Origin of the sequence: Vogesella mureinivorans (genome assembly GCF_007644035.1) — a bacterium.
In the GTDB taxonomy this organism is placed as follows: domain Bacteria; phylum Pseudomonadota; class Gammaproteobacteria; order Burkholderiales; family Chromobacteriaceae; genus Vogesella; species Vogesella mureinivorans.
In genome coordinates this window covers 20,796-46,739 of sequence record NZ_VMTV02000791.1, presented here as the reverse complement: position 1 = coordinate 46,739, position 25,944 = coordinate 20,796, and the positions used below count along the sequence as shown (strand labels likewise).

At 56.9% G+C, this 25,944-nt stretch carries 26 protein-coding genes and 1 tRNA gene; 6 read left to right on the top strand and 21 right to left on the bottom strand.

Going from position 1 to position 25,944, the window contains the following annotated elements; all coding sequences use genetic code 11:
• Window positions 1–17: 17 nt before the first annotated feature.
• The 5 genes from coaE to FLQ44_RS18440 form a co-directional block, all read right to left on the bottom strand.
• Window positions 18–635 (bottom strand): dephospho-CoA kinase, encoded by a 618-nt coding sequence (gene coaE / locus FLQ44_RS18460; RefSeq protein WP_170253034.1) that lies wholly within the window; start codon window positions 633–635, stop codon window positions 18–20.
• Window positions 628–1,482 carry a prepilin peptidase gene (locus FLQ44_RS18455; RefSeq protein ID WP_147695528.1) on the bottom strand — a complete coding sequence of 285 codons (855 nt, stop codon included), beginning with the start codon at window positions 1,480–1,482 and terminating at the stop codon, window positions 628–630. Before FLQ44_RS18455 ends, coaE begins: the two co-directional genes overlap by 8 nt.
• On the bottom strand, window positions 1,482–2,702 hold the full coding sequence (locus FLQ44_RS18450; protein WP_147695527.1) for a type II secretion system F family protein: 1,221 nt from the start codon (window positions 2,700–2,702) through the stop codon (window positions 1,482–1,484). The genes FLQ44_RS18455 and FLQ44_RS18450 overlap by 1 nt, the downstream gene beginning before the upstream one ends.
• 19 nt (window positions 2,703–2,721) lie before the next feature.
• A complete protein-coding gene (pilB, locus tag FLQ44_RS18445; protein ID WP_439144950.1) occupies window positions 2,722–4,434 on the bottom strand; it encodes a type IV-A pilus assembly ATPase PilB in 1,713 nt (570 codons plus the stop codon).
• Between the two features lie 152 nt (window positions 4,435–4,586).
• Complete coding sequence (locus FLQ44_RS18440; RefSeq protein WP_170253033.1) at window positions 4,587–5,543, bottom strand: porin; 957 nt, start codon at window positions 5,541–5,543, stop codon at window positions 4,587–4,589.
• 305 nt (window positions 5,544–5,848) lie between these two features.
• Here FLQ44_RS18440 and FLQ44_RS18435 point away from each other — a divergent pair, with 305 nt between their 5' ends.
• A complete protein-coding gene (locus FLQ44_RS18435) occupies window positions 5,849–7,255 on the top strand; it encodes a cryptochrome/photolyase family protein (protein WP_147695525.1) in 1,407 nt (468 codons plus the stop codon).
• Between the two features lie 82 nt (window positions 7,256–7,337).
• Here the strand turns inward: FLQ44_RS18435 and FLQ44_RS18430 are convergent, their stop codons facing one another.
• Window positions 7,338–7,748 (bottom strand): ComEA family DNA-binding protein, encoded by a 411-nt coding sequence (locus tag FLQ44_RS18430; RefSeq protein ID WP_147695524.1) that lies wholly within the window; start codon window positions 7,746–7,748, stop codon window positions 7,338–7,340.
• 67 nt (window positions 7,749–7,815) lie between these two features.
• Entirely contained in the window at window positions 7,816–8,634 is an 819-nt protein-coding gene (locus tag FLQ44_RS18425; protein ID WP_170253032.1) for a cytochrome C assembly family protein, read from the bottom strand.
• A gap of 103 nt (window positions 8,635–8,737) precedes the next feature.
• Between FLQ44_RS18425 and ffh the strand changes: the two genes are divergently transcribed.
• The 3 genes from ffh to purB all read left to right on the top strand — a co-directional run bounded on the left by ffh (window position 8,738) and on the right by purB (window position 12,493).
• On the top strand, window positions 8,738–10,093 hold the full coding sequence (gene ffh, locus FLQ44_RS18420; RefSeq protein ID WP_147682553.1) for a signal recognition particle protein: 1,356 nt from the start codon (window positions 8,738–8,740) through the stop codon (window positions 10,091–10,093).
• A 57-nt stretch (window positions 10,094–10,150) separates the two neighbouring features.
• Window positions 10,151–11,050: an ATP-grasp domain-containing protein gene (locus tag FLQ44_RS18415; protein ID WP_147695523.1), complete on the top strand. Its 900-nt coding sequence runs from the start codon at window positions 10,151–10,153 to the stop codon at window positions 11,048–11,050.
• 72 nt (window positions 11,051–11,122) lie between these two features.
• Window positions 11,123–12,493, top strand: coding sequence for an adenylosuccinate lyase (gene purB / locus FLQ44_RS18410; protein WP_147695522.1), 1,371 nt, complete (start codon window positions 11,123–11,125; stop codon window positions 12,491–12,493).
• A 155-nt stretch (window positions 12,494–12,648) separates the two neighbouring features.
• On the opposite strand, the gene FLQ44_RS18405 is transcribed toward purB, so the two are convergent.
• The 6 genes from FLQ44_RS18405 to FLQ44_RS18380 all read right to left on the bottom strand — a co-directional run bounded on the left by FLQ44_RS18405 (window position 12,649) and on the right by FLQ44_RS18380 (window position 16,815).
• Window positions 12,649–12,725 (bottom strand) — tRNA-Met (locus tag FLQ44_RS18405).
• Window positions 12,726–12,773: 48 nt separating this feature from the next.
• On the bottom strand, window positions 12,774–13,592 hold the full coding sequence (locus FLQ44_RS18400) for an undecaprenyl-diphosphate phosphatase (protein ID WP_147695521.1): 819 nt from the start codon (window positions 13,590–13,592) through the stop codon (window positions 12,774–12,776).
• Window positions 13,593–13,665: 73 nt separating this feature from the next.
• On the bottom strand, window positions 13,666–14,271 hold the full coding sequence (locus FLQ44_RS18395) for a thiol:disulfide interchange protein DsbA/DsbL (protein ID WP_147695520.1): 606 nt from the start codon (window positions 14,269–14,271) through the stop codon (window positions 13,666–13,668).
• A gap of 15 nt (window positions 14,272–14,286) precedes the next feature.
• On the bottom strand, window positions 14,287–14,907 hold the full coding sequence (locus FLQ44_RS18390; protein ID WP_147695519.1) for an SPOR domain-containing protein: 621 nt from the start codon (window positions 14,905–14,907) through the stop codon (window positions 14,287–14,289).
• 114 nt (window positions 14,908–15,021) lie between these two features.
• Complete coding sequence (locus FLQ44_RS18385; RefSeq protein WP_147695518.1) at window positions 15,022–16,536, bottom strand: YifB family Mg chelatase-like AAA ATPase; 1,515 nt, start codon at window positions 16,534–16,536, stop codon at window positions 15,022–15,024.
• 6 nt (window positions 16,537–16,542) lie between these two features.
• Complete coding sequence (locus FLQ44_RS18380; RefSeq protein ID WP_147695517.1) at window positions 16,543–16,815, bottom strand: accessory factor UbiK family protein; 273 nt, start codon at window positions 16,813–16,815, stop codon at window positions 16,543–16,545.
• Window positions 16,816–17,063: 248 nt separating this feature from the next.
• Here FLQ44_RS18380 and glnK point away from each other — a divergent pair, with 248 nt between their 5' ends.
• The gene (glnK, locus tag FLQ44_RS18375; RefSeq protein ID WP_017510221.1) at window positions 17,064–17,402 is read left to right on the top strand and encodes a P-II family nitrogen regulator; all 339 of its coding nucleotides are present in this window, start codon (window positions 17,064–17,066) and stop codon (window positions 17,400–17,402) included.
• A 23-nt stretch (window positions 17,403–17,425) separates the two neighbouring features.
• Window positions 17,426–18,733, top strand: coding sequence for an ammonium transporter (locus FLQ44_RS18370; RefSeq protein WP_147695516.1), 1,308 nt, complete (start codon window positions 17,426–17,428; stop codon window positions 18,731–18,733).
• A gap of 79 nt (window positions 18,734–18,812) precedes the next feature.
• Here FLQ44_RS18370 and FLQ44_RS18365 read toward each other — a convergent pair whose 3' ends face one another.
• The 8 genes from FLQ44_RS18365 to groES form a co-directional block, all read right to left on the bottom strand.
• A complete protein-coding gene (locus tag FLQ44_RS18365; RefSeq protein WP_147695515.1) occupies window positions 18,813–19,244 on the bottom strand; it encodes a ClpXP protease specificity-enhancing factor in 432 nt (143 codons plus the stop codon).
• Window positions 19,245–19,338: 94 nt separating this feature from the next.
• Window positions 19,339–19,941 carry a glutathione S-transferase N-terminal domain-containing protein gene (locus FLQ44_RS18360; RefSeq protein WP_026108187.1) on the bottom strand — a complete coding sequence of 201 codons (603 nt, stop codon included), beginning with the start codon at window positions 19,939–19,941 and terminating at the stop codon, window positions 19,339–19,341.
• 237 nt (window positions 19,942–20,178) lie between these two features.
• On the bottom strand, window positions 20,179–20,940 hold the full coding sequence (locus tag FLQ44_RS18355; RefSeq protein ID WP_147695514.1) for a cytochrome c1: 762 nt from the start codon (window positions 20,938–20,940) through the stop codon (window positions 20,179–20,181).
• Window positions 20,941–20,953: 13 nt separating this feature from the next.
• Window positions 20,954–22,291 carry a cytochrome b gene (locus tag FLQ44_RS18350; RefSeq protein ID WP_147695513.1) on the bottom strand — a complete coding sequence of 446 codons (1,338 nt, stop codon included), beginning with the start codon at window positions 22,289–22,291 and terminating at the stop codon, window positions 20,954–20,956.
• 15 nt (window positions 22,292–22,306) lie between these two features.
• Window positions 22,307–22,891: a ubiquinol-cytochrome c reductase iron-sulfur subunit gene (gene petA, locus FLQ44_RS18345; protein ID WP_147695512.1), complete on the bottom strand. Its 585-nt coding sequence runs from the start codon at window positions 22,889–22,891 to the stop codon at window positions 22,307–22,309.
• A gap of 125 nt (window positions 22,892–23,016) precedes the next feature.
• Window positions 23,017–23,763 carry a Nif3-like dinuclear metal center hexameric protein gene (locus FLQ44_RS18340; RefSeq protein WP_147695511.1) on the bottom strand — a complete coding sequence of 249 codons (747 nt, stop codon included), beginning with the start codon at window positions 23,761–23,763 and terminating at the stop codon, window positions 23,017–23,019.
• A 151-nt stretch (window positions 23,764–23,914) separates the two neighbouring features.
• Window positions 23,915–25,558 carry a chaperonin GroEL gene (gene groL, locus FLQ44_RS18335; RefSeq protein ID WP_147695510.1) on the bottom strand — a complete coding sequence of 548 codons (1,644 nt, stop codon included), beginning with the start codon at window positions 25,556–25,558 and terminating at the stop codon, window positions 23,915–23,917.
• A 47-nt stretch (window positions 25,559–25,605) separates the two neighbouring features.
• A complete protein-coding gene (gene groES, locus FLQ44_RS18330) occupies window positions 25,606–25,893 on the bottom strand; it encodes a co-chaperone GroES (RefSeq protein ID WP_017510212.1) in 288 nt (95 codons plus the stop codon).
• Window positions 25,894–25,944: the final 51 nt, after the last annotated feature.

Below are 25,944 nucleotides of genomic sequence, written 5' to 3'. Positions count from 1 at the left end.
TGTCCGTTGATTAAATGTCATGCCGGATCGGCAATGCCAAAGCAGGCTAGATAATAACGATGTTTGGCAGCGACTAGAAGCGCAAGCTCGGCCAGATCGCCATCGTTGGGTAAAACATCGTCCGCCAGGGCCATACGCTGCTCCCGGCCCATCTGTGCTGCAATGATGGCACGCACCTGCGCCTCGGTCATGCCATTGCGCGCCATAACCCGTTCAATTTGTGTGGGCACTGCGCAATCTACCAACAAACTGCGGGCGATAAGCTGCTGGTAGCGCTGGCTTTCAAACAATAAAGGTACCGCCAATAAGCAGTAAGGTGCCGACAGCTGTGCCAGCTGGCGCAGGCTTTCGGCATGGATCATCGGGTGCAGTATGCCTTCCAGCACCTGCCGCTGTGCTGGCTGGGCAAACACCAGCTCGCGCATGGCTGCGCGGTTCATCGCACCGTCAGCCTGCTGCATACCGGCACCAAATGCCGCCACAATGGCCGGCATGGCAGCACCACCCGGCGCGGTCAGCGCGTGGGCAACGGTATCGGTATCCACGCAGGGGATGCCATGCCCGGCAAACAGCCTGGCTACAGCACTTTTGCCACAGCCAATGCCGCCAGTCAGCCCCACTACCGGGCTAGGCACCGGTATACCAAGCCACAATCGGCTTGCCCCACACGAACGCAATCATGCCGGCCGCCGCCAGATAAGGGCCAAACGGCATGGCCTGGCCACGATCGTGGCGCTGTAGCGCCATCAGCAGCAGGCCAAACAGCGCGCCTACCAGCGAGGAGAGCAGCACAACCAGTGGCAGCATGCTCCAGCCCAGCCAGGCCCCCAGTGCGGCCAACAGCTTGAAGTCGCCGTAGCCCATGCCCTCTTTACCGGTAGCCAGCTTGAACAGCCAGTAAATGCCCCACAGGGTCAGATACCCGGCCATGGCCCCCACCACTGCATCGGCTAGAGGCACCGTCACCCCCAGCAGGCTGAACAGCAAGCCCGCCCACAACAGCAACAGCGTCAGGTCATCAGGCAGCAATTGTGTCTTGGCGTCGATCAGCGCCAGCGCCAGCAGCAGCATGCTGAAGCAACATGCGGCCAACCATGGCCAGCCCAGCCCCAGCTGCGCGGCAAAAGCAGCAAACACCACGCCGGCTACCAGCTCTACCAGCGGATAGCGCCACGCAATGGCCCCGCCACAGCTGGCACAGCGCCCGCGCTGCCACAGGTAGCTCAGCACCGGGATGTTCTGCCAGGCACGGATAGGGGCGTGGCAATGCACACAGGCGGAGGGCGGATAAAAAAGGTTGTAGTTGGCCGCAGCCGGTGGCGCCTGGCCCTGCAAGGCCGCACACTCTTGCTGCCACTGGCGCTCCAGTATCAATGGCAAGCGGTGTATCAACACATTCAGAAAACTGCCCACCAGCAAACCCAGCACCAGCGCAAAGGCCACTTGCCACGCAGCGGGCAATAACATCAGTCCATCCAGCATTAGCCCACCACCTGACCCATCTTGAAAATCGGCATGTACATTGCCACCACCAGGCCACCAATCAGCACGCCCAGAATCACCATGATCATGGGCTCCAGCAGGCTGGACAGCGCCGCTACCGCGTTATCGACTTCTTCTTCATAAAAGTCGGCCACCTTGTCCAGCATGTCATCCAGCGCACCGGATTCCTCGCCGATAGCAGTCATCTGCAGCACCATATTGGGAAACAGGTTGCTGCGCTGCATGGAAAAATTCAGCGTAGAACCGGCACTGACATCGGCCTGGATAATTTTGGTCGCGTCTGCATACACCTGGTTACCCGCCGCACCGGCCACCGAATCCAGCGCCTCCACCAAAGGCACACCGGCGGTAAACAGCGTAGACAGGGTACGAGACCAGCGCGCGATGGTGGCTTTACGCACGATATCGCCAATAATGGGTACGCGCAGCAGCAAGCGGTCTGCGCTGACCTGCATGGACGGCGAGCGCTTATACACCGTTACCAGCCCCCAGATGGTGCCGCCTATCCCGCCAAAAATCAGCCACCAATACTCGACAAACAAGTCAGACAGCCAGATCACCAGCTGGGTTGGCCCCGGCAAATCGGCACCAAAGCTGGAGAACAGCTCTTTAAACGCGGGGATAACATAGATCAGGATCACGGCAGTGATCACAAAGGCGGTCACGATAATGGCCGAGGGGTAAATCATTGCCGACTTGATCTTGCCCTTGATGGCAATGATCTTTTCTTTGTAAGTCGCCAGCTTGTCCAGCAGCGAGTCCAGCACACCACCAGTTTCACCGGCCGCGATCAGATTACAAAACAGGCTATCGAAGTACACCGGGTATTTGCGAAAGGCATCTGCCAGGTTGCTACCGGTTTCCACCTCGGAACGCACATCCAGCAAAATCTTGGTAAAAGCCGCGTTGCTGTGCCCCTTGGCGCTAATGTCGAACGCCTGCAACAGCGGCACACCGGCTTTCATCATGGTGGCCAGCTGCCGGGTAAACAGGGCCACGTCCCGCTCGGTAATACGCTTGCCAAAACCCGCCCGTTTCTTGCTGACCTTGGTGGCATTGATGCCCTGGCGGCGCAGCTGCGCTTTGGCCACCGTCTCGGACTCGGCACGAATCTCACCCCGGATCACCTTGCCGGTCTTGTCCTTGCCCTCCCAGTTCCAGATCGCCGAAGAGGGCTTTTTCAGTGCAGCTTCCGCCATAGTGCCGGTTTACTTTCTGTTATTCGTTGGTAACGGCTTCAATTTCGGTCAACGAGGTCACACCCCGCTTGACCTTGAGCAAGCCAGAGTGACGCAAATCTACCATGCCCTCTTTTTTGGCCAGATCTGCAATGTCGATAGCGTTACCGTCCGACATGATCAAACGCACCATGGCATCGGTAATCGGCATCACTTCATAGATACCGGTTCGGCCTTTGTAGCCGGAACCACGACACTCGTCGCAGCCCACCGGGCCATAAGGCTGCCAGCTGCCATCCAGCTCTTCTTCGGCGAAACCGGCACGCAGCAGCGCCTCATGCGGGATATCCACCGGCTTTTTGCAATGGGTGCACAGCTTGCGCGCCAAACGCTGCGCCATGATCAGCAATACCGAACTGGCAATATTGAAGGGGGCGACGCCCATGTTCAACAAGCGGGTCAGCGTAGCCGGTGCATTATTGGTGTGCAGGGTGGAAAACACCATGTGGCCGGTCTGGGCGGCTTTAATGGAAATATCCGCTGTTTCAAAGTCGCGAATCTCACCCACCATGATCACATCCGGATCCTGACGCAGGAATGAGCGCAAGGCCGAGGCGAAGGTCAGACCCGCACGCTCGTTCACATTCACCTGGTTGATGCCTGGCAAGTTGATCTCCACCGGGTCTTCTGCGGTAGAAATATTGGTATCGGGCTTGTTCAGGATATTCAGACAGGTATACAGGGAAACCGTCTTACCACTACCCGTCGGCCCGGTTACCAGCACCATGCCGTAGGGCCGCTCGATGGCACGCAGCAGCAGCGCTTTCTGGCTGGGCTCAAAGCCTAGCTGCTCGATATCCAGCGAGGCAGCCGAGGCGTCCAGGATACGCATCACGATTTTCTCGCCATACAGCGTAGGCAGTGTGCTAACCCGGAAATCAATGGCCTTGGTACTGGAAATCTTCAGTTTCAGGCGGCCATCCTGCGGTACGCGCTTTTCGGAAATATCCATGCGCGAGACCACCTTGATACGCGAGGCGATCTTCTCTTTGATCGACAGCGGCGGCTGCACGATCTCTTTCAAGTTGCCATCAATACGGTAACGCACACGGTAAAAGCGCTCGTAGGGCTCGAAATGGATATCCGAGGCGCCACCGTTAATCGCATCCAGCAAAATCTTGTTCACAAACTTCACCACCGGCGCATCGTCTACGTCCGGCATGCCATCCGGTACCGCCTCGGTATCCGGGTCGGCGATTTCCAGCTCGCCAAACTCGTCCGCCGCCATGCTGTTGAACGCGGCTACCGCAGCATTCTCGCTGTAGCGGCCAACCAGCTTGCCCAGCTTGTCGTCTTCCACCACCACCACATCGACGGTCAGCCCGGTCTTGAAGGTAATGGCATGAAACGCTGCAGTCTGCGTGGGGTCGGAGGTGCCGACAAACAAACGCGTACCGCGCTTATAAAGTGGCAATAAGCGCTTGCCCGCCACCAGCTCATCATCCACCACCCCTTTGGGTAGGCTGTCACTACTGACGGTAGATAAATCCAGCAGGGGTAAACCGAACATGCTGGAAGCAAATTTGGCGATCACCAGCGGCGTCAGCTTCTTGCTGAGTACCAGTTGCTCGACAAAGGTAATACCGGATGCCTGCGCCTGGCGCTGGATACTTTCAGCATCCTGCAGCAGCAGATGTTCGCTTTGCACCAAAGCACGACCGAGACCGGAAATCGAAGCAGCGTCCATAGACATCAGTACTTGAAAGTGAGTTAAGCCAATTATACGGCCGAAGTCGCCATGCATCAGCACGCATTATGTACTTTACTGCAAAGCCAACCCGGCTTAGCAATAAAAAAAGGCTGCCGAAGCAGCCTTTTTACAGTCAAACCGTTTGCAAGAAACGATTAGAACTTGGTACCCAGGTAAACGGTAGCGGTACGAACGTCAGCTTTACCAGCAGCATCGAAGTTAGCTTTGGCAAATTCAACACCGGTACGGGTGCGCTTGGACAGGCCATACTCTACGCCAACAGCGTAAGCTTTGTGACCGTCGTTAGCAGTAGCACTGCCTGTTTTGGAATCGCCTTCACGCCAGTAACCCAGCTTCGGAGTAACGTTGCCCATGGCGTAGGAAGCTGCCAGACCCCAGCCATTACGCTTGGTGTCGGTGCTTTGATCCTTACCACGTGCGTAACCAGCTTGCAGGGTCAGTGCGTCTACTGCAACGGAAGCATTCAGCTCGTGCAGTTTTTTCTTCTGACCTTGAGCATTCAATTTCTCGCTCACGGTGTCGTAAGACAGAGAAACACCACCAATCTCGTAAGCCAGGCTTACAGCATCAGCGTATTGCTTAGCTTGCTCATTGGCGGAGCTGGAGCCGAAAGAGTGCTGAACGGTAGCGCTCAGACCAGCAATAACCGGTGCTTTGTAGGAAACGGTGTTGTTTACACGATCACCTTGGTCATACAGATCAGACTTGAAGGTCGCGCTGTTGTTTTCGAAGATGGCCATGGCGCCAGAGTTTGGCATCAGGTAAATGTTACCCATGGTAATGCGACCAAAGGAACCATCCAGACCTACGAAAGAGTCACGACCAGCCCACTGGTTGCCACGATTGGAGTCGGTAGCATCAGCCAGGTTGATACGGTTGGCGATCTGCCAAACAGCTTTCAGGCCGTTACCCAGGTCGTCAGAACCGGCAAATTTGATTTCGCCGTTGGTACGGTTTTCGGTATTGATGGAACCTTTGCCAGTTTCTTTGGTGTTAACAATACCAACAGCCAGGTTACCGGAGATAGTTACGTCAGCCATTGCAGCAGCCGGCAGAGCAGCCAGAGTAGCCAGTACGATCAGCTTCTTCATGTGTGTTCCTTTCGAGGTCATGTACACTGCCCGATGAGTAGCCGGCACGTTTTGTGGGTGCCGGGCGGGCTGTCTTGACCACCGGTTAACCGGCGGTATCTGGATTGGAATATAAATGCATCGTTGCAAAAAAACAAAGCCTTAGTGAGGTTTTTTTGGTCACTGCAGTTTGTATACAACCAAGAAAACCACAACAACCTATTGTTTTTAATAGAAATTACCCAATTGTCGATAGTGGTACACTAGCAACAGAAAAAACACACACAGGACAAGCTGTTGTGTTTTCTACACAAGATCAATCCAACATGACTCTATCGAAATCACTAGTCTGGTTCCGGCGCGACCTCCGTCTGTCTGATAACGCTGCGCTGCTGGAGGCAGGCAATCACGCTGACGTACTCTATGGCGTATTCGTATTTGACAGCACGATACTGGCCCAGCTGCCGCGGGATGATGCGCGGCTGGGTTTTATCCACCATGCCGTTGGCGAGCTCAAACAGGCACTGCAAGCGCGTGGGGGTGATCTACTAGTGTTGCACGGCGATCCGGCTGTGCTGATACCCGCCCAGGCGCTAGCGCTTGGCTGCCAGCACGTTTACGCCAATCGCGATTACGAGCCTTATGCACGTAGCCGGGACGCGCAGGTGGCAGACAGCCTGATGACTGCGGGTAGCGAGCTGGTTTTGTGTAAAGACCAGGTCATCTTTGAATGCGACGAGCTACTGACCGGCCAACACAAACCCTATACGGTGTTCACGCCGTATATGCGTGCCTGGCGCAAGCGCTTTCATAGCGGCCTCGCCCTACCCTACCCCGATACGGGCAAAGCACAGTGGAGCAGGCCTGGGGAAGCAACATCCCCAATGCCCACGCTGAGCGAACTAGGCTTTGGTGAAGCATCGATCACCCCTGCGGCCAAACCTGGGCGCGAAGCCGGGCTAGGTTTGCTGGCCCGCTTTGCCCGCAAACTGCCGCACTACCATACCCTGCGCGATTTTCCGGGCGAAGCCGGCGTATCCGGCCTGTCGGTACATTTGCGCTTTGGTACCGTGTCGGTACGTGAAGCAGTGTCTTTGGCGATTTCACAAGAAAACGAGGGCGCAGGCTGCTGGCTCAACGAGCTGATCTGGCGCGAGTTTTACCAACAGCTGCTGTGGCACTACCCGCAAGCGGCCACAGAAAGCTTCAAGCCTGCGTACCGCACACTACAGTTTCCGGGCGAGCCGCACTGGTTCGAGGCCTGGTGCGAGGGGCGTACCGGCTACCCGATTGTGGATGCTGCCATGTGCCAGCTAAACCAGACCGGCTATATGCACAACCGGCTACGCATGATTGTGGCCAGCTTCCTGGTAAAAGACCTGCTGATAGACTGGCGGCAAGGCGAAGCCTACTTTGCGGCGAAGCTGATGGATTTCGACCTGGCGGCCAACAATGGTGGCTGGCAGTGGGCAGCGTCTACCGGCTGCGATGCCCAGCCGTATTTCCGCATTTTTAACCCGGTAAGCCAATCGGAAAAATTTGACCCGGAGGGGAAATTTATCCGGCGCTACCTGCCACAGTTGGCCGCACTGGATAACAAGAGTATCCACGCGCCATGGCTGGCCAAACAGCTACCGCTTGGTTTCGTGTTGGGCCAAACTTACCCGGCACCGATTGTGGATCACGCCATGCAGCGCGAGCGTGCGCTGGTGTTATTTGGCAAACAAGACTAGCGCAGACTACGCTGCTGGTCTGTGTAATGAAAAAGCCCGGCGAACCGGGCTTTTTCATTACACAGACCAAGCAGTACGTTGATCAAGGCTTCTTGGCAGCAGGGGCTGGCGCAGCTGGCGCTCCCGGCACAGGAGCTGCTTTTGCTGCTGCCTTGGCCTGCTTGGCTGTTTGTTGTGCTGTAGCAGGTGTAGCAGTAGTGGCAGCACCTTTGGCAGCTACTTTGGCAGCAGCCGTATTGGTGCTACCACTCACAGCCAGGTCAGCTTTCAGCTTTTCTACCGTCTTCTCGCCAATGCCTGGCACATTCACCAAGTCAGCCTGGCTTTTGAACGGACCGTTCTTGCTACGGTAGTCAATGATGGCCTTGGCTTTCACCGGACCAATGCCTTTGAGGGTTTCCAGCTCTTGCTGAGTAGCCGTATTCACGTTCACTGCGGCCAGGGCAGCTACCGACATCAACATGGCAAACAGGCCAATAATCCATTTCTTCATAACTACTCCTTATAGAAACATGTGATTACGGCACAGATGCCTGCCGCTGACCCAATATGCCAAAAGCTCAATAGCGATGTAAAACAAACTCCAGAACAATCTTGCTACCGATATAGCCAAAAAGTAACAGTGCAAAACCTGCCAGCGTCCAGCGAATCGCTAGCCTGCCTCGCCAGCCATGTAGCTTGCGGCCAACTAGTAGGCTGCCAAACACCAGCCACGACAGGAAACCGAAGATCACCTTGTGATTCATTGGCACAGCCCTGCCGAATACCTCTTCGGCAAAAAACACGCCACTGACCAGGCTCAGGGTCAACAGGATAAAACCGGTACCCAGTGTCTGGAACATCAGGTTTTCCAGCACCAGCAGGGGGGGCATCTGTCTGGCCAGGGCAAAACGCTTATGATGCAAGGCACGCTCCTGCAGCAACATCAGTACTGCCAGCATGGCGCCAATGGCAAACAGGCTATACGCCAGCAGCGACACGAGCAGATGCAGCATGAAGGCCAGGTTATCAACAGCGTAAAGGATATGGGGTATAGGCAATACCTCGGCCATCAGGATGCCGATAGCAGCCAGCGGTACCAGGAAGATCTGCAGCCCTTCCATGCGGGCAAAGTAGCTGCCCGTCCAGAAAATCAGCAGCATGATCCAGCCAAGCAGGGACAACACCGACCCGACGCCCAAACGCACGCCGCCGTCCTGCAGCACCGGCATGGCCAGAATCGCCGCGTGCATGAGTAACAGCACGCCCAGCAGCGAATGCTCGACAACCGGTTGGCGCTGCCAGGACGCTACGCCACGCCAGTGCGCCAGGAAATGCCAGGACAGCCCCAGGTAACCGCAGGCCAGCAGAATTAGCAAAATGAAGAGGAATCCGCTCATGGAATGTGGGAGCTCAACGAACCGGAACCGGGTCGTGGTAAAATGAACGATTGCAGAAGTCTACACCAAGCCGGGAGTGCTTGGCAGACCATAAGGATATCCCATGCTTGACAACCTTACCTCACGCCTCACCAGTGCGCTGAAAACCTTGCGCGGTCAGGCACGGATCTCGGAAACAAATATACAAGACGCCTTGCGCGAAGTGCGCATGGCCCTGCTGGAGGCCGATGTCGCCCTGCCAGTGGTAAAAACCTTCATTAACCAGGTCAAGGAACGGGCGCTGGGCCAGGAAGTCCTGGGCAGCCTGACCCCAAGCCAGGCGCTGATCGGCGTGGTGAATGAAGAGCTCGTCAAACTGATGGGCGAGAAGAACGATGCGCTGAACCTGGCCGCCGTGCCGCCCGCCATTATCCTGATGGCGGGCTTGCAGGGTGCCGGTAAAACCACCACTGTGGGCAAACTGTCCAAACTGCTGAAAGACACCCAGAAGAAAAAGATCCTGGTGGTCTCTGCCGACGTCTACCGCCCGGCAGCCATCGAGCAGCTGAAAACCCTGGCCGAGCAAGTGGGCGTAGAGTGGTTTCCCTCCGCCGGCGACCAAAAGCCGCTGGCCATTGCCCAGGCGGCACTGGACTACGCCAAACGCCACTTCTTTGACGTGCTGATGGTGGATACCGCCGGCCGCTTGGCCATTGATGAAGCCATGATGGCCGAAATCAAAGAGCTGCATGCCTTCCTGAAGCCGATTGAAACCCTGTTTGTGGTAGATGCCATGCAGGGCCAGGATGCCGTCAACACGGCGCAGGCATTCAACGAAGCCCTGCCGCTGACCGGCGTGGTGCTGACCAAAATGGACGGCGACTCGCGCGGTGGTGCGGCGCTGTCGGTACGCCACATCACTGGCAAGCCGATCAAATTCATTGGTGTGGGCGAAAAAATCAGCGGTCTGGAGCCCTTCCACCCCGACCGTCTGGCCAGCCGCATTCTGGGCATGGGTGACGTACTGTCGCTGATTGAAGACGTACAGAAAGGCATAGACCAGGACGAAGCCGCCAAGATGGCGAAAAAGCTGAAGTCCGGCAAAGGCTTCGACCTGGAAGACTTCAAAGCCCAGATGCAGCAGATGAAAAAAATGGGCGGCATGACCAACCTGCTGGAAAAAATGCCGGGTGAAATCGGCCAGCTGGCCAAAGGCGTGCAAGGTGCCGAGGCAGAGAAATCCATGCGCCGCATCGAGGGCATCATCAACTCGATGACCATGGAAGAGCGCCGCAAGCCAGAGCTGATCAAAGCCAGCCGCAAACGCCGCATCGCCACCGGCTCCGGTGTGTCAGTACAAGAAGTAAACCGCCTGCTGGCTCAGTTCGAGCAGACACAGAAAATGATGAAAGCCTTTTCCTCCAAAGGCGGCATCATGAAACTGATGAAGGGCATGAAAGGCATGCTGCCGGGCATGTAATCGTTAGCAACGGGCGTCGTGTACGCCCGTTTTTCATGTGTAGCAGAAAGCTAGCCGATGCAATTCGATATCGTCGTACTTACCGACAACGCCCTGCTCGCACTGGACGAGCAAGACTGGTACAGCCGCCAGGTACACCTGGAAGACGGCCTGGTGGCCAGCGCACTGGACAAGCAGGGGCTAAAGGTTGGCCGCAAAGACTGGGCCGAACCCGGCTATGACTGGGCACAATGCCGTGCCGCCGTGTTTCGTACCACCTGGGACTACTTCCACCGCTTTGACGAGTTTGCCCCCTGGCTAGCCAAGGTTAGCCAGACTACCCGTTTGTTCAACGAGGCCGGGCTGATTCACTGGAACCTCGACAAACACTATCTGGCTGACCTGCAACAAGCCGGTATCAATACCGTGCCCACCTGCTATATCGAAGTGGGCGACCAGCGCACATTGGCACAAGTAATTACCGATAGCAGCTGGCCAGACGTCATCCTCAAACCGGTGATTTCCGGCGCTGCGCGTCACACCTACCGGCTGCAAACCGACGGGGCTGCCGCGCTGGAGTGTACGTTTGCCGAGCTGGTGCAGCAGGAAGCCATGATGCTGCAACCGTTCCAGCACGACATCCTGAGCCAGGGCGAGCTATCGCTGATGGTCATCGATGGCCAGTACACGCACGCTATCCGCAAGACCGCCAAAGCCGGCGATTTCCGCGTGCAGGACGACCACGGCGGCACCGTGCACCGCTACGAAGCCAGCGCCGAGGAAATCCGCTTTGCCGAGGCCGCCGTCGCCGCCGTACCGTTTGACGTACTGTATGCACGGGTGGACATGGTGCGCGACAACCGCGGCCAACTGGCCATCATGGAACTGGAAATGATTGAACCCGAGCTGTTCTTCCGCTTCAAACCGGAAGCGGCAGACACCCTGGCCGCAGGCATTGCGCGCCGGCTGGCAGCCTGAGCCAGCACAGAAGATTTCTTTTTGAAGCAACCGGCCAGCCCGCGCTGGCCAGCAACCTGGAAGCACTGAGTGATGAACCTGACCACGCTGACCGCCCTCTCCCCGCTCGATGGCCGCTACTCCGGCCAAGCCGAACCGCTGCGTACCATCTTCTCCGAATACGGCCTGATGAAAGCCCGTATCAAGGTAGAGCTGGAGTGGCTGAAAATGCTGGCTGCCGAGCCGGGCATCGAGGAGGTAAAGCCGTTCTCTGACGCCACCATCCGTGAAATCGACGATGTCATCGCCAACTTCTCCATCCAGCATGGCGAAGAAGTGAAAGCCATCGAAGCACGTACCAACCACGATGTAAAAGCCATTGAGTACTGGCTGAAAGAGCGCCTGTCCGGCAACCCGGAAGTTATGGCCGCCAGCGAGTTCATCCACTTCGCCTGCACCTCGGAAGACATCAACAACCTCAGCCACGCGCTGATGCTGAAAACCGCGCGTAACACCGTGATGCTGCCGGCGCTGGACGAAGTCATCACCAAGCTGAGCCAGCTGGCCCACGACCAGGCAGCCATCCCGATGATGTGCCGCACCCACGGCCAACCTGCCACCCCGTCCACCATGGGTAAAGAGCTGGCCAACGTGGTTTACCGCCTGAAGCGCCAGCGCGAACAGCTGGTAAAACAGGAACTGCTGGGCAAGATCAACGGCGCCGTAGGCAACTACAACGCCCACATCGTGGCCTACCCGAATGTAGACTGGGAAAGCCTGGCAGGCCGTTTCGTCAGCGGCCTGGGCCTTACCTTCAACCCGTACACCATCCAGATCGAACCGCACGACTACATGGCCGAGCTGTACCAGACCCTGAGCCGCGTGAACACCATCCTGATCGACCTGGACCGCGATATCTGGGGCTACATCTCGCTGGGTTACTTCAAGCAAAAAGTGAAGAAGGACGAAGTGGGCAGCTCCACCATGCCGCACAAGGTAAACCCGATCGACTTCGAAAACTCGGAAGGCAACTTTGGCCTGGCCAACGCCATCCTGCAACACCTGGCAGAAAAGCTGCCGGTATCGCGCTGGCAGCGTGACCTGACCGACTCCACCGTGCTGCGCAATATGGGCGTGGGCTTTGGCTACACCCTGCTGGGCTTCAAAGCACTGATGAAAGGCCTGAACAAGCTGGAAATCAACCCGGCCATGCTGACATCCGACCTGGACGCCACTTGGGAGCTGCTGGCAGAGCCGATCCAGACCGTGATGCGCCGCTACGGTGTACCTAACCCGTACGAGCAGCTGAAAGAGCTGACCCGTGGTAAAGACGGCGTCACCCGTGACACCCTGGCCGCCTTCATCAAGGGCCTGGAGATTCCGGAAGCCGAGAAAGTACGCCTGCTGGCCCTGAGCCCGGATAGCTACCTGGGCAAGGCAGAAGAGCTGGCTCGCCGCATCTGATGCTACCTGGCCGCCGCCTGCACGGCGGTGCGGTAGCCAGCAAACACAAAACCCCTTTCACGCTGAAAGGGGTTTTGTTTGCAAGGCATCCGCGCATGACCGTCACGCGCAAATGAAAAAGCCGTCAATCAATGATTGACGGCTTTTTTGAAACTTGGTTGCGGGAGCAGGATTTGAACCTACGACCTTCGGGTTATGAGCCCGACGAGCTACCAGACTGCTCCATCCCGCGACAGAGAGAACGCATAATAGACGATCTCTATAATAGCGTCAAGCTTTTTTATACGTGCCAGGCCACCAGGCCAAAATGCCATGTCACCAGAATCACCAGACCAAACGCAATACGGTACCAGGCAAAGATTTCATAGGTATGGTTGGCCACAAACTTGACCAGCGTACGCACCGCCAGCAGGGCACTCAGGAAGGCCGCCACGAAGCCCACGGCAAACATGGGGAAGTCGGCCATGGAGAGCAGGTCGCGGTGCTTGTACAGGTCGTACACGGTCGCGGCGAACATGGTTGGCACGGCCAGGAAGAACGAAAACTCGGCCGCTACTTTGCGGTCCAGACCAAAGAACATACCGCCAATAATGGTGGCGCCAGAGCGGGACGTGCCCGGTATCATGGCCACCACCTGCGCCAACCCCACCTTCAGCGCATCGCGGCCACGGATCTCATCCACACTATGAATCCGCGCCACCTGCTGACGCCGCTCGGCCAGCAGAATCACAAAACCACCGATAATCAACGCTGTGGCGACGCTTAGCGGGTTAAACAGGTAAAACTTGATCTGTTTGATAAACAGCAAGCCCATCACCGCGGCGGGCAGAAAAGCAATAAACAAGTTGGCCGCAAAACGCTGCGCCTTGGCATCGTGGGTGATACCGGTGGCCAGCGAGACAAAACGCTCCCGATATTGAAACAGTACGGCCAAAATGGCACCAAACTGGATGGCAATCTCAAATACCTTGCCTTCGTTCTGGAAATTGATCAGGTCAGCCACCACGATCAAATGGCCGGTACTGGAGACCGGTAAAAACTCGGTCACCCCCTCGACAATGCCCAAGAGCAGCGCCTTGGCTAGCAATAGAAAATCCACAGAAAACCTTTTGTACTTAAAGTAAAGAAAACAGGCCGCCCATCACCGGGCGGCCTGTTATGACGCCGCAGGCTTACTTGCCGCGGGCCTTAACGATCAGCTCGTCCACCACTTGCAGCAAGCGGGCAGGCTCGGCCGCCATCGTGGCGTACTTGCCAGCCACCACAATGGTGGGCGTCCCCTGAATGGCGTAATCGCGGGTCATTTTACTGGCGCGGCCAACCTGGGCATTAATACCAAAAGATTTATACGTCTGCATGAAGGCAGGCACGTTCACACCAGGCTGCGTGGCCAGCCACTTGGCCAGGGCGGCTTCGTCAGCCAGGTTGATTTTTTGCTCTACCATGGCTTTCAGTGCGGGTGCATGCAGCTTCTCCATGGTTTTGGTCGCGTTAACCGTGGCAAATAGCCGCGCCAGCGGCTCCATCTGCGCGCCCCACACAATCTGCTCGCGACGGAAGCTCACTGTGGCAGGCAGCTTTTTAGCCCAAGGTGCCAACACCGGCTCCAGATGGAAACAATGCACGCAGTGATACGAGAAAAACTCGATCACTTCCACTTTGCCCGGTGTCGCCACGGGCTGGGGCTTTGGCAGTACAACGTAGTCTTTACCCTCCACAATAGCGGCATGGGCAAAACCGGTAAGGGTAAACATCAGAGCAAGCAACCACTTCTTCATGACAGGTCTTTCGTCTTATTTGGCAGGTAATTTCACAAGCGATGCATCGACACCTTCCTGACGCAGGCGGGCCTTTAGCGCATCAACATCTTCCTGGCGCTCAAACGGGCCAATACGCACCCGGTGCACCAAACCCTTTTCCGGCAAATTCAGCGACTGGATTTTGGCCTCTACGCCCATTAGTGCCAGCTTTGCCTTCATATTGTCTGCATCGCCTTCCGACTGAAACGCACCAGCCTGGAGGAACAGCCTTGGAGCCTGCACCGGCGTGGCAGCTTCGGCGGATTTGCCATCCTGTTGAATGGCTTCTTGCTGGCCGGGGAGAATCTTGTAGAAGTCAAAACGCTGACCATCACTATCTGCCGGGGCAGGTTTGGCGTGCGCAACCGCAACCGGCGCCGAGGCGGGCACAGCGGGCGGCACCGCTGCAGGCAAGGGCACAGGGGCGGGTACCGGCGCCGTCGTAGTCGCCAGTTTGGCACCGGGCTCCAGCAGCTCGGCCGCAGGCAAGGACGCCTCCTCCTTGCCCTGCATTTTTTCCAGATTACTGAAAGGCGTAGAAGCACGGTTCAGGTACATGGTCATGCCGACAGCAATGCCCACACCCACAATCAACCCTACCAGCACACCCGTCATCAAACCGCCACCACGCTTGCCAGCTGGTGCACTTCGCCCCCCCGAACGGGTGGCGTGCTTCAAATCTCTGTTACTCATAAGCCCACTATATTGATTTTAATCTTGCCAAGCTGGTTATTTGTTCGCACCAAAACCGGCCAACCCTCGCCGGAACTGCACCGCCTGCAAGATATGCTGGCGTGACAACTCCTGGCTTCCCGCCAGATCTGCCAGGGTACGGGCCACACGCAAAACGCGGTGGTACGCACGGGCAGACAGATCAAGCTTTTCCAGCAGCTGGTTCAGCTGCTGCTGTAATTCTGGTGGCAAGGCGCAATGCAACGATAACTCGGCACCATGCAAACTGGCATTGCTCTTGCCCTGCCGCTGCCACTGGCGCTGCCGGGCTGCATCGACACGCTCGCGCACCTTGGCACTACACTCCCCTGCTGGTAGCGTCTGCAGCTCATCCAGCGATAACGACCCCACCTCTACCATCAGATCAAACCGGTCCAGCAAAGGACCCGACAGTTTACCGCGATAGCGCAAAACCTGCTCCGGCGTACAACGACAAGCACGCCGCGCATGCCCCAGATAGCCACAGGGGCAGGGATTCATCGCGGCCAGCAGCTGAAAACGCGCCGGATAACACACCTGGCGCGCCGCACGCGATATATGAATCTCCCCGGTCTCCAGAGGTTCCCGCAGCACCTCCAGTACCTTGCGATCAAACTCTGGCAGCTCATCCAGAAACAGCACACCGTGGTGCGCCAGGGTGATTTCGCCTGGTCGAGGATCTGGCCCGCCGCCCACCAGCGCCACGGCCGAAGCCGTATGGTGCGGGTGGCGATAGGGCCGAATGCACCATAAACGCACATCAAACCCCTGGCTGCCCAAAGACTGCACTGCGGCACTCTCCAATGCTTCATCCTGGCTCATGGTCGGCAGAATACCGGGCAAGCGTGCGGCCAACATGGATTTACCGGTACCCGGCGGCCCCTGCATCAGCAGGCTGTGCCCGCCCGCCGCAGCCACCTCAAGCGCCAGCTTGGGCAGGCCCTGCCCTTTTACCTCGTCCAGGTCCGGATAAACCAGCGGGGTTTGCCCGCCGGGGCGATAGCTACACAGTGCAAGCTGGCTAATACCCGCCAGATGGGCACATACTTCCACCAGGCTATCAGCAGCGTAAATTTCAACGCCCTGCACCAATGAAGCTTCTTCTGCACTAATTCTGGGCAGGATAAAACGCCTGCCACTGCCACGTGCAGCGGCGACCATGGCCAATGCACCACGAACAGGCCTCAGCTCGCCGCCCAAGCCCAATTCGCCGGCAAGCTCGTATTGTGGCAAAGCCAGCAAAGGCAGCTGACCATCCGCAGCCAACAAGCCTACGGCAATAGGCAAATCAAAACGGCCCGACTCTTTAGGCAAATCGGCAGGCGCCAGGTTCACCGTAATACGACGGGCCGGAAAATCAAAGCCGGACTGGATAATCGCGGCGCGCACCCGTTCGCGACTCTCCTTCACCTCGGTATCGGGTAACCCTACCAGGGTAAAGGCGGGCAGGCCATTCGCCAGGTGCACCTCAACAGCAACTTCCGGTGCACTGACGCCGGCAAGCGCGCGGCTCAAACAGACCGCGAGCGACATGCAGGCCTAGAGAGGCTCTGCCGGTGCATCTGTGCTGGCGGGCGCGGTATTCTGGGCTTCCAGCACGAGCAGGCGGCGCTCCAGCTCGGTCAACTGGGCACGCGTCTGTGCCAGCACTTCCTGCTGAATATCAAACTCTTCACGGGTCACCAGATCCATACGGCTGAACGTGGCAGCCATCATGGCTTTGACGTTTTTTTCCAGATCTTTTGCCGGGCTGGCGGCGATGGTTTCGGAGATTTTGTTGCTGATTTCGTCGAACAGTTTCTGGCTAAGCATGATGGCGCCTTGACTTTGGCATGATGAATGCCGGCCAGTTTAGCAAAAAGCGTCCGCCGCTGCATAAGCGCAAACGCACCATTACCGGGCAAGCCCCTCATCAGCCTGATTGCCCCGCGGAAATATATCGAATACAAATGAGCCGCCTGCGGCAATTGCTTGAAATATAAAACAAATACGATTCTGGCACAGTTCATGCATAGGCAAATTTGTCACACTCACTCATTACTGAGCACCAAGGAGCCAACATGAAACTGGTCAGCGCCATTATCAAGCCCTTCAAGCTTGACGAAGTCCGTGAAGCCCTTTCCGCCATCGGCGTGCAAGGTATTACCGTTACCGAAGTGAAAGGTTTTGGCCGCCAGAAAGGCCATACCGAGCTGTATCGTGGTGCAGAGTATGTGGTGGATTTTCTGCCCAAAGTAAAACTGGAAATTGCCATCAGCAACGAGCAGCTGGATCAGGTAGTAGAGGCCATCGAAACGGCTGCCCGCACCGGCAAGATCGGTGATGGCAAGATCTTTGTATACGACCTGGAGCAAGTGGTTCGTATCCGTACCGGTGAAACTGGCGCTGATGCCGTTTAAGCCCCAGCTGAAAGGATAAGAAAATGAGCAAGAAACTACTCTCGCTAGCCGCACTAGGCACACTGTGTACCGCTTTCCCTGCGCTAGCTGATGGCGCCCCTACCCTGGTGGCAACCACGGCGATCAGCGCCGGTGATACAGCCTGGATGATGACGGCTACCGCACTGGTGCTATTCATGACCATCCCTGGCCTGGCGCTGTTCTATGCCGGTATGGTACGCAAGAAAAACGTACTGGCCACCCTGATGCAAAGCTTTGCCATTTGCGCCCTGATGACCGTGCTGTGGACCGTAGTTGGCTACAGCCTGGCTTTCACACCAGGCAACAGCCTGATTGGCGGTCTGGATCGCATCCTGCTGGACGGCATGCTCTTCCTGAAAGATGAAGGCAAACTGACCGTTCACCCGCTGGCAGGCACCATTCCGGAAGCGGTATTCATGATCTTCCAGATGACCTTTGCCATCATTACCCCGGCACTGATCGCTGGTGCATTTGCCGAGCGCATGAAGTTTTCTACCATGCTGGTGTTCATGACACTGTGGTCTCTACTGGTTTATGTCCCGGTCGCTCACTGGGTATGGGCACCTGGCGGCTGGATGTTTGATCACGGCGTGCTGGATTTTGCCGGGGGTACAGTTGTACACATCAACGCGGGTATTGCAGGCTTGGTTGCCGCGCTGGTTCTGGGTAAACGTGTCGGTTTTGGCCGCGAAGCCATGCCACCGCACAACCTGGTACTGACACTGGTAGGCGCTTCCATGCTGTGGGTTGGCTGGTTCGGTTTCAACGCTGGCTCCGCAGTCGCTGCGGATGGCCGTGCCGCCATGGCCATGGTGGTAACCCAGGTGGCTACCGGTATGGCTGCACTGTCGTGGATGGCTGCAGAATGGATCGCAAAAGGCAAGCCTTCAGTACTGGGCATCGTATCGGGTGCGGTTGCCGGCCTGGTCGCCATCACCCCTGCCGCTGGCTTTGTTGATGCCAAAGGCGCGCTGGCTATCGGCCTGATCTCGGGTGCCGTCTGCTACTGGAGCGCCACCTCGCTGAAGCACATGCTGAAATACGATGACTCGCTGGATGCCTTTGGCGTACACGGCGTAGGCGGTATTATTGGCGCCCTGCTGACCGGCATCTTTGCCGTAAAAGAAATCGGCGGTGTTGAAGGCAACCTGATGACCCAAGCCGTTGGCGTAGTGGCTACCGTCGTGTATTGCGCCATCGTCACCTACATCCTGCTGAAACTGCTGGATATGGTAATGGGACTACGCGTAAGCGAAGAGGAAGAACGCGAAGGTCTGGACGTAGCGCTGCATGGCGAACGTGTAGAGTAAGTACCACGGCCAAGCTGTTAGCTTGGCCGCAAAACAAAACCGCCCGGCTTACCGGGCGGTTTTTTCATGGGCACACTGCCTAGCCACGGCGCCCTGGAAAGGTAATGACCTTGGCACCTTGTGGCGCACCATCCACAGCGGTGTCCGCCGCAGCCAATGGCGCAGCCGGTGCTGCCGATGGGCGTTCTGCCGCTTCGTCGAGTTTTTCCAGCTCGAACCCCATACCTTCGCCAGAATCGCGTGAAAAAATGGAGAGCACATTGCCAACCGGTACCCAGATTTCACGCGAGATGCCACCAAAACGCGCCGAAAACGAAATCCAGTCATTCTCGATACTCAAACCCTGTGTCGCGCCGTAGCCCACATTCAGAACGATTTCGTTATTTTTCACAAACTCCATCGGTACCTGCACGTTCTCATCGACCCACACCACCATATAAGGTGTCTGCCCCTGATCGGTACACCACTGGTGAATGGCACGAATCAGATAGGGCCTGGTACTGGTTGTCATGGGGAACTCCTCTGCTGGCAATATGAAAACAGGCCAGCGGGCCACCTGGCAGCAAAACTGCCAGAGTGCCCAGCCGGCCTGCCGGGTGGCGCTATTACTTGCGCATGGCCTTTTCTGCAGGCGTCAGCGAGTCGATAAACGACTGGCGCTGGAACAGGCGCTCGGCATACTTCAGAATAGGGGCTGCATTTTTGCCCAGATCCACGCCATAGTGCTCCAGGCGCCACATCAGCGGCGCAATCGCCACATCGATCATGGAAAACTCGTCGCCCAGCATGAACTTTTGCTTGGCAAAAATCGGGGCAATCGTCACCAGGCCATCACGAATGGCTTCGCGTGCTTTGTTGGCTTCTTTGCCGCTAGCGCCGTTTTCCAGTGTTTTCACGTGTACAAACAGCTCTTGTTCGAAACGGAACAGGAACAAACGAGCGCGAGCACGCATTACCGGGTCGGCTGGCATCAGCTGTGGGTGCGGGAAACGCTCGTCGATGTATTCGTTGATGATATTGGATTCATGAAGAATCAGGTCGCGCTCCACCAGCACCGGAACCTCGTTGTACGGGTTCATCACGGCCAGATCTTCAGGCTTGTTGTGAATATCCACATCAATGATCTCGAAGTCCATGCCCTTCTCGAACAACACGATGCGACAGCGTTGGCTGAAAGGACAAGTACTACCAGAGTAAAGGGTCATCATGAGGCATTCATTCCTTAAACAGGCTTGTTGATCAAATAACGGGCAATTCTAGCACCTTTGACGCACCACTTTCCACAAAAGTTGCATAAGCCCATGAATACAAAGAGAAATTAACAATTCAGCACAAGATGGAAAACAGGGTAAAACCATGCATAGGGTTTCCCGATACAAAAAACCCCCTTCGCAAGCGAAGGGGGTTTTGCTGGCGGCATCAAGTCGCCCCACTCGGCACATGACCTAGTGGATGTCTTTCCAGTATTCCTTTTTCAGGAAGTAGGCGAAAGGCAACAGCAGCAGGAACAGATACAGCAGCACGGTGTAGCCCACCTGATGGCGCTTCACCTGCACCGGCTCGCCGATGTAGACCAGGAAGTTGGTCAGGTCGGCCATACGCTTGTCAAACTCGGCGGTGTTAGCTTTGCCGTTTTCCAGCTTGGTCAGCGTACCGGCTTTCACCAGTTCCAGTTTCTTTTCTTCGTGGCCATCTGCGCCTTTATGGGTACGCAGTTCTTGCTCACCCTGCCATTCCCACAGGATGTGCGGCATGCCCACCTTGTCGAATACCAGGTTGTTCCAGCCAGTTGGGCGGCTAGGGTCACGGTAGAAGCCACGCAGGTAGCCGTACAGGTAGTCAGCACCACGCGAGCGCGCAATCACGGACAGGTCCGGTGGGGTTGCGCCAAACCAGTTCTTGGCATCTTTCTTGTCCATGGCCACGTTCATCGGATCACCGATCTTGTCGGTGGCAAACATCAGGTTGGACTTGATCTGGTCTTCGGATAGGCCGATGTCAGTCAGACGGTTGTAGCGCATGGCGCTGGCCGAATGGCAAGACAGGCAGTAGTTCACAAAGGTCTGTGCGCCACGCTGCAGGCTTTCGGTATCCTGGATGTTGATCGGTGCTTTTTCCAGGGCAGGGCCTTCGGACGCAGCAAACGCACCAACAGCAGGAACCATGAGGGCTACGGCGGCAACCAGTTGACGGATAGTCTTGTTCATAGTGCCCCCTTTATCAGATGAATTTTGCAAACAGGGTAGCGGCCACCAGCGTTGCTACCACCAGTACTACAAAGCGTGCCTGGCGAGCCGGAGTGCTCATGGTCACACGGGTCGGAACCGGTGTGGTGCCCACGTCGTTCTTGGTATAGAACGGCATGCCCAGGAAGAACGCAAAGTAAATGATGGAGAGCAGCTGAGCCACGATTGTGCGCAGGTCGGTCGACGGCAACGCACCCAGAATACCCAGACCGATAAAGGCGGTAATGAACAAGGTCAGCATGATCTTGAACTTGGGGCCACGATAACGGATCGACTTCACCGGGGATTTATCCAGCCACGGCAGGAAGGCAATCAGCACCACCGCCGCACCCATCGCCAGCACGCCCCATACTTGGGTACCGGCAAACGACGGTACCGCACGCAAAATGGCGTAGAACGGGGTGAAATACCATACCGGCGCAATGTGAGCTGGTGTCTTCAGCGGGTCTGCCTGGTCGAAGTTCGGTTTTTCCAGGAAGTAACCACCCATCTCCGGTGCAAAGAACACGATAGCGGAGAACACGATCAGGAACACAGCCACACCCAGTACGTCTTTCACGGTGTAGTAAGGGTGGAACGGAATGCCATCCAGCGGCTTGCCATCTTCACCTTTGAGTTTCTTGATTTCCACGCCGTCCGGGTTGTTGGAGCCCACTTCGTGCAGGGCGATCAGGTGGGCTACCACCAGTGCCAGCAGAATCAGCGGTACCGCAATCACGTGCAGGGCAAAGAAGCGGTTCAGCGTTGCATCGCCCACCACGAAGTCGCCGCGGATGAACACCGACAGATCCGGGCCGATAACGGGGATGGAAGCAAACAGGTTAACAATTACCTGTGCGCCCCAGAACGACATCTGACCCCATGGCAGCAGGTAGCCCATGAAGGCTTCGGCCATCAGCACCAGGAAGATCAGCGTACCGAATACCCATACCAGTTCGCGTGGCTGCTTGTAGGAACCGTAGATCACGCCACGGAACATATGCAGGTAAACCACGACAAAGAACATGGACGCGCCGGTAGAGTGCATGTAGCGGATGATCCAGCCACCTGCCACATCACGCATGATGTATTCCACCGAAGCAAACGCTACCGGAATGCCAGCGCCGTTCAGCGTGGCATCCGGCTTGTAGTTCATGGTCAGGAAAATACCGGTAACGATCTGGATCACCAGCACCAGCAGTGCCAGGGAACCAAAGAAGTACCAGAAGTTAAAGTTTTTGGGGGCGTAGTACTCGGTGACGTGTTCTTTCATCATCGAGGACAGCGGGAAACGCTCATCCACCCAATTGAGGATTTTTTGGCCAGTGCTCATGTATTTTCCCCTCGCTTACTTGTCATCGCCGATCAGCAGCGTGGTATCGGTCAGGTACTTGTGCGGCGGGATTTCCATGTTCTTTGGCGCCGGCACACCGTTGTAGACACGGGCAGCCAAGTCAAACTTGGAGCCATGGCATGGACAGTAGAACCCGCCAACCCATTTCGGGCCCAGGTCGGCAGGCGCCAGGTCCGGACGGTGGGTCGGAGAACAGCCCAGGTGGGTACAGATACCTACAGCAACCAGAATCTCCGGCTTGATGGAGCGGGTCTGGTTCTTGCAGTAATCCGGCTGCTCTGGCGATTCGCACTTCGGATCCAGCAGCTCACCTTCGATAGTCGACAGGTTTTTCAGCTGTTCCGGTGTACGGGACAGAACCCATACCGGCTTGCCACGCCATTCGACGTTGATCTTCTGACCCGGCTCCAGCTTGCTGATGTCCACTTCTACTGGCGCACCTGCAGCCTTGGCACGCTCAGAAGGTGCAAAGCTCATCAAAAACGGGACAGCCACACCGGCTGCCGCCACACCACCAACCGCGCTGGTGGCCACCGTCAGAAAACGACGGCGCCCCGCATCAACGTGTTGTTCACTCATTACAGTCATCCTCAAACGTGGAAACCGAGCTATAAACTTGAAACTTTACAATTCTACCCGATTCCATGAGGGAACTTGAAGCGCATATGCGACAAATCGCCTCATTGACAACAGGGGCTTAGTTTTCAAACCGGGTTAAAGAGATCGATAAATTGCACATCCAGGGCAAAATCGTTCGCCAGCCACTCGCCTAGCGCCTTCACGCCGTAGCGTTCGGTGGCGTGATGGCCCGCCGCGATGAAGCTTACGCCTGTTTCATTAGCCAAATGCTGATTTTGCTCAGACACTTCGCCAGTAATGAACACATCCACGCCTAAAGCGATGGCTTGTTCGAAATAACCCTGCGCCCCACCGGTACACCAGGCTACGCGCTGCACGCTGCGGGTGTTGTCCCCCAGCAATAGCGCTTCCCGCCCCAGGCTGCGGCCAACGTGCGCGCGCAGCGCATCGGCCGTACAGCTTTGTACCAGCTCGCCGGTCCAGATCAGCGGCTCCGCCAGCGACGGCGCCGCGTTCTGCAAGCCCAGTACCTGGCCCAGCTGGGCGTTATTGCCCAGCGCCGGGTGCGCATCCAGCGGCAGGTGGTAGGCAAACAGGTTGATGTTGCTGTGCAGCAACGCCGCGATGCGCTGGCGCTTGATACCGGTAATGGCAGCGGCCTCGCTTTTCCAGAAATAACCGTGGTGCACCAGGATGGCATCGGCCTGCAGGCGGATCGCTTCGTCAATCAAGGCTTGCGATGCGGTAACGCCGGTGACGATACGGCGGATCTCGTCACTGCCCTCCACTTGCAGCCCGTTCGGGGCGTAGTCCTTGAAGCGCCATGGCTCCAGCTTGCCGTCCAGCGCTTTGAGCAAATCTGATCGTTTCATGTTGACGCTCCACAAGATAAAGCCGGCATTGTGCCAGACTGTGCGGGCAAAACAATGCGGCCAACCCGGTGAAAGGTTGGCCGCATTGTTTTGCTACATAGAAAAACCCCGCGCCGTGGCGCGGGGTTCAGGCTTCGCAGAGCGAGGCAGCTTACATCATGCCGCCCATACCACCCATGCCGCCCATGCCGCTCATGTCTGGCATGGCAGGCTTGTCTTCCGGCAGCTCGGCTACCATGCAGTCGGTGGTCAGCATCAGGCCAGCTACGGAGGCTGCGTGCTGCAGCGCGGAGCGGGTTACTTTGGCTGGGTCCAGAACGCCCATTTCCAGCATGTCGCCGTATTCGCCAGTGGCCGCGTTGTAACCGAAGTTACCTTTGCCTTCCAGCACTTTGTTTACCACTACGGACGGCTCGTCACCGGCGTTTTGCACGATCTGGCGCAGCGGGGCTTCGATGGCTTTCAGCACGATCTTCACGCCAGCAGCCTGGTCGGCGTTGGCAGTCACCAGATCAGCCAGGGTGGAGCGGGCACGCAGCAGGGCTACGCCACCGCCAGGTACCACGCCTTCTTCCACTGCCGCACGGGTAGCGTGCAGTGCGTCTTCCACACGGGCTTTCTTCTCTTTCATTTCCACTTCGGTCGCAGCGCCAACCTTGATCACGGCGACACCGCCAGCCAGCTTGGCTACGCGTTCTTGCAGTTTTTCACGGTCGTAGTCGGACGTCGCGGCTTCGATCTGCTGACGGATCTCGGCAACACGTGCCTGGATCAATGCTGCATCGCCTGCGCCATCGATGATAGTGGAGTTTTCTTTACCCACTTCAACGCGCTTGGCTTGGCCCAGCATCTCCAGAGTTACCTTGTCCAAGGTCAGGCCCACTTCTTCTGCAATCACGGTGCCGCCGGTCAGGGTAGCGATGTCTTGCAGCATGGCCTTGCGACGGTCGCCAAAGCCAGGGGCTTTCACGGCTACCACTTTCAGGATGCCACGGATGGTGTTCACTACCAGGGTAGCCAGCGCTTCGCCTTCTACGTCTTCAGCAATGATCAGCAGCGGGCGGCCGGACTTGGCTACTTGCTCCAGTACGGGCAGCAGGTCGCGGATGTTAGAGATTTTCTTGTCGAACAGCAGGATGAACGGATTATCCAGTGCGGCAATCTGTTTTTCTTGGTTGTTGATGAAGTACGGGGACAGGTAGCCGCGGTCGAACTGCATGCCTTCTACCACGTCCAGCTCGTTTTGCAGCGATTTGCCGTCTTCAACGGTGATCACGCCTTCTTTGCCGACTTTTTCCATTGCGGTAGCAATGATTTCGCCGATATCGCTATCGGAGTTGGCCGAGATGGAGCCAACCTGGGCGATTTCCTTGGTGGTGGCGCAAGGTTTGGCGATCTTGGCGATCTCGCCTACCAGCGAGATAACGGCTTTGTCGATGCCGCGCTTCAGGTCCATCGGGTTCATGCCGGCAGTCACGAACTTCATGCCTTCGTGCACGATAGCCTGGGCCAGTACGGTAGCGGTGGTGGTACCGTCACCGGCAACGTCGGAAGTCTTGGAAGCGACTTCTTTCACCATCTGGGCGCCCATGTTTTCGAACTTGTCTTTCAGTTCGATTTCTTTGGCTACGGATACGCCATCCTTGGTGATGGTCGGGGCGCCGAACGAGCGGTCCAGTACCACGTTGCGGCCTTTCGGGCCCAGGGTCACTTTAACGGCGTCAGCCAGAATGTTGACACCCACTACCATTTTTGCGCGGGCGGAATCGCCGAAGCGTACGTCTTTAGCTGCCATGCTTGAAATTCTCCAGAATCAGTTTGATAAGAGGGATGCGGCCCGGATTACTCAACGATGCCCATCACGTCTTCCTCGCGCATAACGAGGAGCTCATCACCGTCAACCTTGACGGTTTGGCCGGAATACTTGCCGAAGATAACCTTGTCGCCAACTTTCAGCTCCAGCGCACGGCGGTCGCCGTTTTCCAGGATCTTGCCGTTGCCTACGGCAACCACTTCACCCATGTCTGGTTTTTCAGCTGCGGCGCCCGGCAGAACGATGCCGGAGGCGGTTTTTTCTTCAGCCTCGAGGCGCTTGATAACAACACGATCGTGCAGAGGACGAATTGCCATTTGACTCTCCTAATAGCAGTGGCTGTTGAAAGATGATTACCTATCAATTCA

What these genes read in the sequence shown, in the direction of transcription:
- FLQ44_RS18455 (WP_147695528.1), bottom strand. Translation starts at nt 1,482, where the DNA reads ATGCTGGATGGACTGATGTTATTGCCCGCTGCGTGGCAAGTGGCCTTT.
- FLQ44_RS18450 (WP_147695527.1), bottom strand. Translation starts at nt 2,702, where the DNA reads ATGGCGGAAGCTGCACTGAAAAAGCCCTCTTCGGCGATCTGGAACTGG.
- pilB (WP_439144950.1), bottom strand. Translation starts at nt 4,434, where the DNA reads ATGTCTATGGACGCTGCTTCGATTTCCGGTCTCGGTCGTGCTTTGGTG.
- FLQ44_RS18440 (WP_170253033.1), bottom strand. Translation starts at nt 5,543, where the DNA reads ATGAAGAAGCTGATCGTACTGGCTACTCTGGCTGCTCTGCCGGCTGCT.
- FLQ44_RS18435 (WP_147695525.1), top strand. Translation starts at nt 5,849, where the DNA reads ATGACTCTATCGAAATCACTAGTCTGGTTCCGGCGCGACCTCCGTCTG.
- FLQ44_RS18430 (WP_147695524.1), bottom strand. Translation starts at nt 7,748, where the DNA reads ATGAAGAAATGGATTATTGGCCTGTTTGCCATGTTGATGTCGGTAGCT.
- FLQ44_RS18425 (WP_170253032.1), bottom strand. Translation starts at nt 8,634, where the DNA reads ATGAGCGGATTCCTCTTCATTTTGCTAATTCTGCTGGCCTGCGGTTAC.
- ffh (WP_147682553.1), top strand. Translation starts at nt 8,738, where the DNA reads ATGCTTGACAACCTTACCTCACGCCTCACCAGTGCGCTGAAAACCTTG.
- FLQ44_RS18415 (WP_147695523.1), top strand. Translation starts at nt 10,151, where the DNA reads ATGCAATTCGATATCGTCGTACTTACCGACAACGCCCTGCTCGCACTG.
- purB (WP_147695522.1), top strand. Translation starts at nt 11,123, where the DNA reads ATGAACCTGACCACGCTGACCGCCCTCTCCCCGCTCGATGGCCGCTAC.
- FLQ44_RS18395 (WP_147695520.1), bottom strand. Translation starts at nt 14,271, where the DNA reads ATGAAGAAGTGGTTGCTTGCTCTGATGTTTACCCTTACCGGTTTTGCC.
- FLQ44_RS18390 (WP_147695519.1), bottom strand. Translation starts at nt 14,907, where the DNA reads ATGACGGGTGTGCTGGTAGGGTTGATTGTGGGTGTGGGCATTGCTGTC.
- FLQ44_RS18385 (WP_147695518.1), bottom strand. Translation starts at nt 16,536, where the DNA reads ATGTCGCTCGCGGTCTGTTTGAGCCGCGCGCTTGCCGGCGTCAGTGCA.
- FLQ44_RS18380 (WP_147695517.1), bottom strand. Translation starts at nt 16,815, where the DNA reads ATGCTTAGCCAGAAACTGTTCGACGAAATCAGCAACAAAATCTCCGAA.
- glnK (WP_017510221.1), top strand. Translation starts at nt 17,064, where the DNA reads ATGAAACTGGTCAGCGCCATTATCAAGCCCTTCAAGCTTGACGAAGTC.
- FLQ44_RS18370 (WP_147695516.1), top strand. Translation starts at nt 17,426, where the DNA reads ATGAGCAAGAAACTACTCTCGCTAGCCGCACTAGGCACACTGTGTACC.
- FLQ44_RS18365 (WP_147695515.1), bottom strand. Translation starts at nt 19,244, where the DNA reads ATGACAACCAGTACCAGGCCCTATCTGATTCGTGCCATTCACCAGTGG.
- FLQ44_RS18360 (WP_026108187.1), bottom strand. Translation starts at nt 19,941, where the DNA reads ATGATGACCCTTTACTCTGGTAGTACTTGTCCTTTCAGCCAACGCTGT.
- FLQ44_RS18355 (WP_147695514.1), bottom strand. Translation starts at nt 20,940, where the DNA reads ATGAACAAGACTATCCGTCAACTGGTTGCCGCCGTAGCCCTCATGGTT.
- FLQ44_RS18350 (WP_147695513.1), bottom strand. Translation starts at nt 22,291, where the DNA reads ATGAGCACTGGCCAAAAAATCCTCAATTGGGTGGATGAGCGTTTCCCG.
- petA (WP_147695512.1), bottom strand. Translation starts at nt 22,891, where the DNA reads ATGAGTGAACAACACGTTGATGCGGGGCGCCGTCGTTTTCTGACGGTG.
- FLQ44_RS18340 (WP_147695511.1), bottom strand. Translation starts at nt 23,763, where the DNA reads ATGAAACGATCAGATTTGCTCAAAGCGCTGGACGGCAAGCTGGAGCCA.
- groL (WP_147695510.1), bottom strand. Translation starts at nt 25,558, where the DNA reads ATGGCAGCTAAAGACGTACGCTTCGGCGATTCCGCCCGCGCAAAAATG.
- groES (WP_017510212.1), bottom strand. Translation starts at nt 25,893, where the DNA reads ATGGCAATTCGTCCTCTGCACGATCGTGTTGTTATCAAGCGCCTCGAG.